This window comes from Nocardiopsis sp. MG754419 (assembly GCF_018207095.1).
GTDB lineage: Bacteria > Actinomycetota > Actinomycetes > Streptosporangiales > Streptosporangiaceae > Nocardiopsis.
In genome coordinates, this window is the sequence record NZ_QOCZ01000214.1 from 1 (window position 1) to 7,236 (window position 7,236).

The following is a 7,236-nucleotide window of genomic DNA, read 5'->3' on the forward strand; positions in this document are numbered from 1 at the left end:
GTCGAGGACGGACGACGGGGGCGCGTTCGGGGTCCCCCGGGGAACTCCGATGCTCCGCTCCCGGCTCGGGTTCACGGGGCTCACCATCGGTGCGCGCACGACTCTCGGACGGTGACCCGCCGGGAGGGGGACGGGCGGCGGGCATAGCCTGGTCTTATGCGTTCGTACACCCCGATCGCGGCCTTGGTGGCCGACCTGGTCTGCGTGCTCGTGTTCGTCGTGGTGGGCAAGGCCGACCACGCTACCGGCCTGACACCCGCCGCCGTGGCCGGGACCGCATGGCCGTTCGTGGTCGCGCTGGTCCTGGGGTGGCTGGCGACGCTCGCGTGGCGCTCCCCTGTCCGGATCTGGCCGACCGGCGTGTTCGTGTGGGCCGTGACGGTGGTGGGCGCGATGCCGTTGCGCCTGCTCACCGGCGAGGGCGCCCCGTTGTCCTTCGTGCTGGTGACCGCGCTGTTCCTGGCGGCGACCCTGCTCGGCTGGCGGGCGGTCGCACTGCTCGTGTCCCGGAAGAGGCGACAGAGCCGGGCCTGAGGGGGAACACTGGCGGTGTACGTCCGCCCCCTCTCCGAGGAGCCCCCCGTGTCCGATCCCGTCACCCTCGCCATCGCCACCGCCGCGGCCACCGGCGCGGCGACCAAGCTCGGCGACAAGGTCACCGAGGGCACGGTCGCCCTCATCCGACGCCTCGCCGAGGCCCTGACCCAACGGTTCGGTCAGGACCCCGAGGCGCAGAACGCCCTGGTCGCCGCCCGTTTCGAGGGGCCGGAACAGCAGAAGGCCATCGCGACCGTCGCGGAGCGGCTCCACCGCGCCGAGGAGGACGACCCGCGGATCCGCGACATCATGGCGCGGCTCCGCCCGGAGGTCTCCCAGGAGGGCGACGGTGCGGTCAGCAACCGGATCCACGGCAACGTGAGCGGGAACGCCCGGGTCTACCAGGGGCGCGACTTCCACGGCGACATCCGGCTCTGATCGCGTCCGGCCCGGTGGGCACCGACGATCACCGGGGCGGGGACGGTCCTCGGGTCATCCGACCGCGGACCGTTCGTAAGCTGGAGACGATGAACGCACAACCGACCCCCGAGACCGCGCCCGACACCTCCGCCGTCACGACCGACGGTGAGGACGAGGCGCGCGAGGTCGGGGTGGGGCCCTGGCCCGGCCCCTGGCCCGAGGGCGACCACTACGACCCCGAGCTGCTCGCCGGCGGCGACCGGCGCAACGTGGTCGACCGGTACCGGTACTGGCGGCGTGAGGCGATCGTGGCCGACCTGGACCTGGTCCGCCACGACTTCCACGTGGCCGTGGAGAACTGGTCGCACGACTTCAACATCGGGTCGGTCGTGCGCACCGCCAACGCGTTCGGCTGCGCGGCCGTGCACATCGTGGGCAAGCGCCGGTGGAACCGTCGGGGCGCCATGGTCACCGACCGGTACCAGCACGTGCACCATCACCCGGACACCGCGTCGCTGGTGGCCTGGGCGGCCGACCACGACCTGGTGCTGGTCGGTGTCGACAACCTGCCGGGCGCGGTGCCGCTGGAGACCCATCCCCTGCCGCGCAACGCCGTTCTGGTGTTCGGACAGGAGGGCCCCGGGCTGTCCGAGGAGGTCCGGCGGGTGTGCTCGGCGGTGCTGTCCATCGCCCAGTTCGGTTCGACCCGGTCGATCAACGCGGGGGCCGCCGCGGCGATCGCCATGCACGCGTGGGTGCGGGCGCACGTGTTCGCGCAGCCCGTCCCCGATGCGGCGACCACACCGACACCGTGATTCGCCCGTGATCTAACATGAGCGGATCGTCTCCGACCAGGAAGTAGCAAGGATGAGCCCGATCGTCACGTCCGCCGCTCGCGCCGCCACACTGGACGACGTCCCCGACCTCGCCCGTGTCCTCAGTCGCTCGCTGCACGACGACCCGCTCTTCCTGTGGCTCTTCCCCGACGACGCCTCGCGCAGGGCCAAGGTGCGCCGTTTCTTCGCGCTGGCCACGGGGTTCGGCTACGTGCCCGCCGGTGACACCCGTGTCGCCACGCTGGCCGAGACCGAGGACTCGGCCCCGGTCGCACGCGGTGTCGCCCTGTGGGCGCCGCCCACGGCCAACCCCGAGGGCCCGCTGGTGTCACCGCGCACCTGGCCGCACTGGGGCGCACTGCTCGGACGTGGGCGGGTGTCCGCCTTCATCCGGATCTTCGCCGAGTGGAAGATGGCGACGCCGCAGGAGCCCCATCTGTACCTGGCCGCGCTCGGCGTGGACCCGAGCGCGGCGGGTGACGGGGTGGGTCGTGGCTTGCTCACCGCCGGACTGGACGAGGCGGACGCGCAGGGACTGCCGGTGTTCACCCAGACCCTCGACGAGACGAGTGCCGCCTTCTACGAGCACTTCGGGTTCCGGGTCGTCCACGAGATCCCGCACGAGGGTGTCGGAACCGGTTACTTCCTGCTGCGTCAGCCCTCCTGACCGTTCGGCGCGGAACACACCGCCCGTGACGTCACCGTGACCTAACATGGCCGTGACGCCCCTGGGGAAGGATCGGGACCGATGACCTCCACGACGGCCGCCGGCGTGACGTCGACGCGCACCGCCACCATGGACGATGTTCCCGCCATCGCGCGGGTCCTGGGGCGTGCCTTCCACGACGATCCGCTGTTCCGGTGGTTCTTCCCCGACGACGCGACCCGCATGGCCCGATCGGTGCGGCTCAACGCGCTGACCGCCGGGTTCGACCACGTGCCCCGTGGTGACGCCGAGGTCTGCGAGGTCCTGGAGGACGGGCGTCGGGTGGTGCGCGCAGCCGCGATGTGGAACCCTCCGACCGCCGGAGGCCAGAGCGCCGCGAACATGCTCCGCACCCTGCCGCACTGGGCGTCCATGGTGGGGGTCCGACGGCTGACCGGGATGCTGCGTTTCTTCGCGGAGCTGCGACTGTCCGCCCCGCAGGAGCCGCACCTGCACCTGGAGGCCCTGGGCGCCGACCCGGTGGCGCGCGGCCTCGGCGCGGGTGCGTCCCTGCTGCGTGCGGGGCTGGAGCGGGCCGACGCCGACGGGGTCCCCGTGTACCTGGAGACCATGAACCCGGCCAACATCGGCTACTACGAGAAGCACGGCTTCCACGTGCTGCGCGCCCTCAACGATCCCGAGTTCCCCTCCACCTACGCGCTGCTCCGTCCCACGTCCTGAGGCACCGTCGGCATCGCCCGACCGTGGAGAGGGACCACGGACCCCTGCGACATCCGATCGACCGAACGCGCAGGGGCCGCCTCCCCGAGGGAGACGGCCCCTGACGAGGACCCGGGATCGGAACTAGCCGATGCCCTTGCTGAGGGAGCCCAGCAGGTCGCGGTTGAGCTGGGAGATGGTGTCCAGCGGGATGCCCTTCGGGCAGACCGCGGCGCACTCACCGATGTTGGTGCAGCCGCCGAAGTCCTCTTCGTCCTGCTGGTTGATCATCTTCACCACACGGGAGGCCCGCTCCGGCTGCCCCTGCGGGAGCATGCCGAGGTGCGTGACCTTCGCGGCGGTGAACAGCATGCTGGACGCGTTCGGGCAGGCCGCCACGCACGCGCCACAACCGATGCAGGTCGCCGCGTCGAACGCGCGGTCGGCGTCCGGCTTCGGGATCGGGTTGGCGTGGGCGTCCGGGGCGGTGCCGGTGGGCGCGCTGATGAAACCACCGGACTGGATGATGCGGTCGAACGCACCACGGTCCACGACGAGGTCCTTGACGACCGGGAAGGCCTTGGCCCGCCACGGCTCGACCGTGATGGTGTCGCCGTCCTTGAAGCTGCGCATGTGCAGCTGGCAGGTGGTGGTGCGCTCGGGGCCGTGCGCCTCACCGTCGATCACGACGCCACAGGCACCACAGATGCCCTCACGGCAGTCGTGGTCGAAGGCGACCGGGTCCTCGTTCTCGAGCGTGAGCTTCTCGTTGAGAACGTCGAGCATCTCCAGGAAGGACATGTCCGGCGAGACGTCCGTGAGCTTGTACGTGACCATCCGGCCTTCGTCGTCACGGCCCTTCTGGCGCCACACGCGCAGGGTGATGTTCACTTGTAGCTCCGCTGCTTCATCTCGACGTACTCGTACTCCAGGTCTTCCTTGTGGAGCACGGGCTTGCTGTCAGCGCCACCGAACTCCCAGGCCGCGACGTAGGCGAACTCGTCGTCGTGACGCAGCGCCTCACCGTCCTCGGTCTGGCTCTCCGCTCGGAAGTGACCGCCACAGGACTCGCGGCGGTGCAGGGCGTCGATGCACATGAGCTCACCGAGCTCCAGGAAGTCGGCCACGCGGTGGGCCTTCTCCAGAGCCTGGTTGAACTCCTCGTTGGCACCGAGCACCTTGACGTCGCGCCAGAACTCGGCGCGCAGCTCGCGGATGAGCTCGATGGCCTTGCGCAGGCCCTCCTCGCTGCGCTCCATACCGCAGTAGTCCCACATGATGTGGCCGAGCTCCTTGTGGAAGGAGTCGACGGTGCGGGAACCGTTGATGGTGAGGAGCTTGTCGATCCGGGAGGTGACCTGCTCCTTGGCCGCGACGGCCTCGGGGTGGCTCTCGTCGACCTCGTCGAACGGACCGGCGGCCAGGTAGTCGTTGATGGTGTTCGGCAGGACGAAGTAACCGTCCGCCAGACCCTGCATCAGCGCGCTGGCGCCCAGGCGGTTGGCGCCGTGGTCGGAGAAGTTGGCCTCACCGGTCACGAACAGGCCCGGGATGGTGCTCTGGAGGTCGTAGTCGACCCACAGACCGCCCATGGTGTAGTGGACGGCCGGGTAGATGCGCATCGGAACCTCGTACGGGTTCTCGCCGGTGATGCGCTGGTACATGTCGAACAGGTTGCCGTACTTGGCCTCGACGGCGTCCCGACCCATGCGGTCGATGGCGGCGGCGAAGTCCAGGTAGACGCCCAGACCGCCGGGGCCGACACCGCGGCCCTCGTCGCAGACGTTCTTGGCGGCACGGGAGGCGATGTCACGCGGCACCAGGTTGCCGAAGGACGGGTAGATGCGCTCCAGGTAGTAGTCGCGCTCGTCCTCGGGGATCTGACGCGGGTCGCGGTCGTCGCCGCCCTTCTTGGGCACCCAGATCCGACCGTCGTTGCGCAGCGACTCGCTCATCAGGGTCAGCTTGGACTGGTAGTCGCCACTGACCGGGATGCAGGTCGGGTGGATCTGCGTGTAGCAGGGGTTGGCGAAGTAGGCGCCCTTGCGGTGCGCGCGCCAGGCGGCGGTGACGTTCGAGCCCATCGCGTTGGTCGACAGGAAGAACACGTTGCCGTACCCACCGGTGGCCAGGACCACGGCGTCGGCGAAGTGCGTCTCGACCTCACCGGTGACCATGTCGCGGGCGATGATGCCGCGCGCCTTGCCGTCCACGATGACCAGTTCCAGCATCTCGTGCCGGGTGTACATCTTGACGGAGCCGGCGGCGATCTGCCGCTCCTGCGCCTGGTAGGCACCGATCAGCAGCTGCTGACCCGTCTGGCCGCGGGCGTAGAAGGTACGGGAGACCTGCACGCCACCGAAGGAACGGTTGTCGAGCAGACCGCCGTACTCGCGGGCGAAGGGAACGCCCTGGGCGACGCACTGGTCGATGATCTCGACGCTGGCCTGCGCGAGGCGGTAGACGTTCGACTCGCGGGAGCGGAAGTCACCGCCCTTGACCGTGTCGTAGAACAGTCGGTGGATGCTGTCGCCGTCGTTGCGGTAGTTCTTCGCGGCGTTGATGCCACCCTGCGCGGCGATGGAGTGCGCGCGCCGGGGGCTGTCCTGGTAGCAGAACGAGGAGACGTTGTAGCCGGCCTCGCCCAGGGTCGCCGCGGCGGAGGCACCGGCCAGGCCGGTGCCGACGATGATGACGGAGAGCTTGCGCCGGTTCGCGGGGTTGACCAGCTTGGCCGAGAAACGACGCTTGTCCCAGCGCTCGTTGATCGGCCCCTCGGGGGCCTTCTCGTCCCGGATCGGGGCGCCCTCGGTGTAAAGGTCGATGTCAGACAATTAACTCACCAGTCCAAAGGTGACCGCCAGGGGCGGAAGCAGGAACCCGACGGTCACGACCAGCGCGATGGCCACGGCGACGGCGTTGATCTTGCCCTGGCGGCTCGCCTTGTTGAAGCCCAGGGTCGCCATGCCGCTCCAGATGCCGTGACGCAGGTGGAAGCCGACGGCGATGACGGCGGCCACGTAGAACAGGGTCACGAACCAGAACTCGGGCTGGAACCCGTTCACGAGCCGCTCGTAGGGGCTGTCGGACTTGCCGCCGGGAGCGATGACGTTCACCGTCAGGTGCAGGATGTGGAAGATCACGAAGAGCGCGATCAGCACACCGCCGTAACGCATGGTGTAGGACGCGTAGGTGCGCTGCACCCGCTTCTTCACCACGTAGCGCTGCTCACGCGCGGAGCGCGCGCGGATGGTGAGCACCGCTGCGGAGTAGATGTGGATCAGGATGCTCGCGAGGAGCACGATGCGGAAGACCCACAGGAAGCCGCTCTCGGGCAGCAGCGGGTAGCCCAGCTCGCGGAGGCCGTGGGCATAGCCGTCGAAGGCAGCCTGGCCCGAGAAGACCTTCAGGTTGCCGTACATGTGCGCGATCAAATACAGCACGAGGATCGCACCGGACGCCGCCATTGCTGACTTGAGCGCCACCGTGGACCCGTAGGCCGTAGACCGCTTCTTGGTCAAGGTACTGTTCGCCACAGCCTGCCACCCTAAATTCGAGTTAAGCCCGGCGTCCAAGTCATCGGGATCCTGGTGTCGATAGACGTAGGCTATCGAGCATGCAGTTTCAGCAGCTCGCCTACTTCGTCGCCGTGGCCCGCACGCGCCATTTCACCCGTGCAGCCGAGCTTTCGCGCGTCGCGCAGCCGAGTTTGAGCAAGCAGATCCGCAGCCTCGAGCGCGAGCTGGGTGCCCCGTTATTCAGTCGTGCCCGGGGAAACATCACACTCACACCGGCGGGTGAGGCGCTGCTCCCGCTGGCCCAGCGCATGCTCACCGACCTGGAGACGGCCCGCCGCGAGGTGGCCGAACTGGCCGGGGTGCGGCGCGGACGGGTCCGCCTGGGGGCCACCCCGTCGCTGTGCGCGGGGCTGCTGGCCGACGTCCTCGCCGACTTCCACACGCGCTTTCCCGGGATCGAGCTCCACGTCGAGGAGAGCGGTTCCCGCGACCTCATCCGCGACCTGGGCCGCGGTGAGCTGGACCTGGCGTTGATCATCCTGCCGCTGCACAGCAGCGA

The 7,236-nt window shown here is 69.3% G+C and carries 9 protein-coding genes; 6 read left to right on the forward strand and 3 right to left on the reverse strand.

Features of this window, described 5'->3' with window-relative positions:
* The first annotated feature begins 156 nt into the window (after positions 1–156).
* From DSY14_RS25940 to DSY14_RS25960, 5 genes are all read left to right on the forward strand, one after another.
* On the forward strand, positions 157–534 hold the full coding sequence (locus DSY14_RS25940) for a DUF3054 domain-containing protein (protein ID WP_211719239.1): 378 nt from the start codon (positions 157–159) through the stop codon (positions 532–534).
* A gap of 48 nt (positions 535–582) precedes the next feature.
* Entirely contained in the window at positions 583–975 is a 393-nt protein-coding gene (locus tag DSY14_RS25945; protein WP_211719240.1) for a hypothetical protein, read from the forward strand.
* 89 nt (positions 976–1,064) lie between these two features.
* On the forward strand, positions 1,065–1,772 hold the full coding sequence (locus DSY14_RS25950; protein ID WP_211719241.1) for an RNA methyltransferase: 708 nt from the start codon (positions 1,065–1,067) through the stop codon (positions 1,770–1,772).
* Positions 1,773–1,824: 52 nt separating this feature from the next.
* Positions 1,825–2,460, forward strand: a complete 636-nt coding sequence (locus tag DSY14_RS25955; RefSeq protein ID WP_211719242.1) for a GNAT family N-acetyltransferase — start codon at positions 1,825–1,827, stop codon at positions 2,458–2,460.
* Between the two features lie 81 nt (positions 2,461–2,541).
* Complete coding sequence (locus DSY14_RS25960; RefSeq protein WP_211719243.1) at positions 2,542–3,180, forward strand: GNAT family N-acetyltransferase; 639 nt, start codon at positions 2,542–2,544, stop codon at positions 3,178–3,180.
* 123 nt (positions 3,181–3,303) lie between these two features.
* On the opposite strand, the gene DSY14_RS25965 is transcribed toward DSY14_RS25960, so the two are convergent.
* Genes DSY14_RS25965 through DSY14_RS25975 form a run of 3 tightly spaced genes read right to left on the reverse strand, consistent with a single transcriptional unit; the run spans position 3,304 to position 6,644 of the window.
* Positions 3,304–4,050 (reverse strand): succinate dehydrogenase/fumarate reductase iron-sulfur subunit, encoded by a 747-nt coding sequence (locus tag DSY14_RS25965; RefSeq protein ID WP_211719244.1) that lies wholly within the window; start codon positions 4,048–4,050, stop codon positions 3,304–3,306.
* The gene (locus DSY14_RS25970) at positions 4,047–5,993 is read right to left on the reverse strand and encodes a fumarate reductase/succinate dehydrogenase flavoprotein subunit (protein WP_211719245.1); all 1,947 of its coding nucleotides are present in this window, start codon (positions 5,991–5,993) and stop codon (positions 4,047–4,049) included. Before DSY14_RS25970 ends, DSY14_RS25965 begins: the two co-directional genes overlap by 4 nt.
* Complete coding sequence (locus DSY14_RS25975) at positions 5,994–6,644, reverse strand: succinate dehydrogenase cytochrome b subunit (protein ID WP_307851337.1); 651 nt, start codon at positions 6,642–6,644, stop codon at positions 5,994–5,996.
* Between the two features lie 131 nt (positions 6,645–6,775).
* Here DSY14_RS25975 and DSY14_RS25980 point away from each other — a divergent pair.
* On the forward strand, positions 6,776–7,236 hold a 461-nt coding region (locus DSY14_RS25980), incomplete at its 3' end, for a LysR family transcriptional regulator (RefSeq protein ID WP_211719247.1).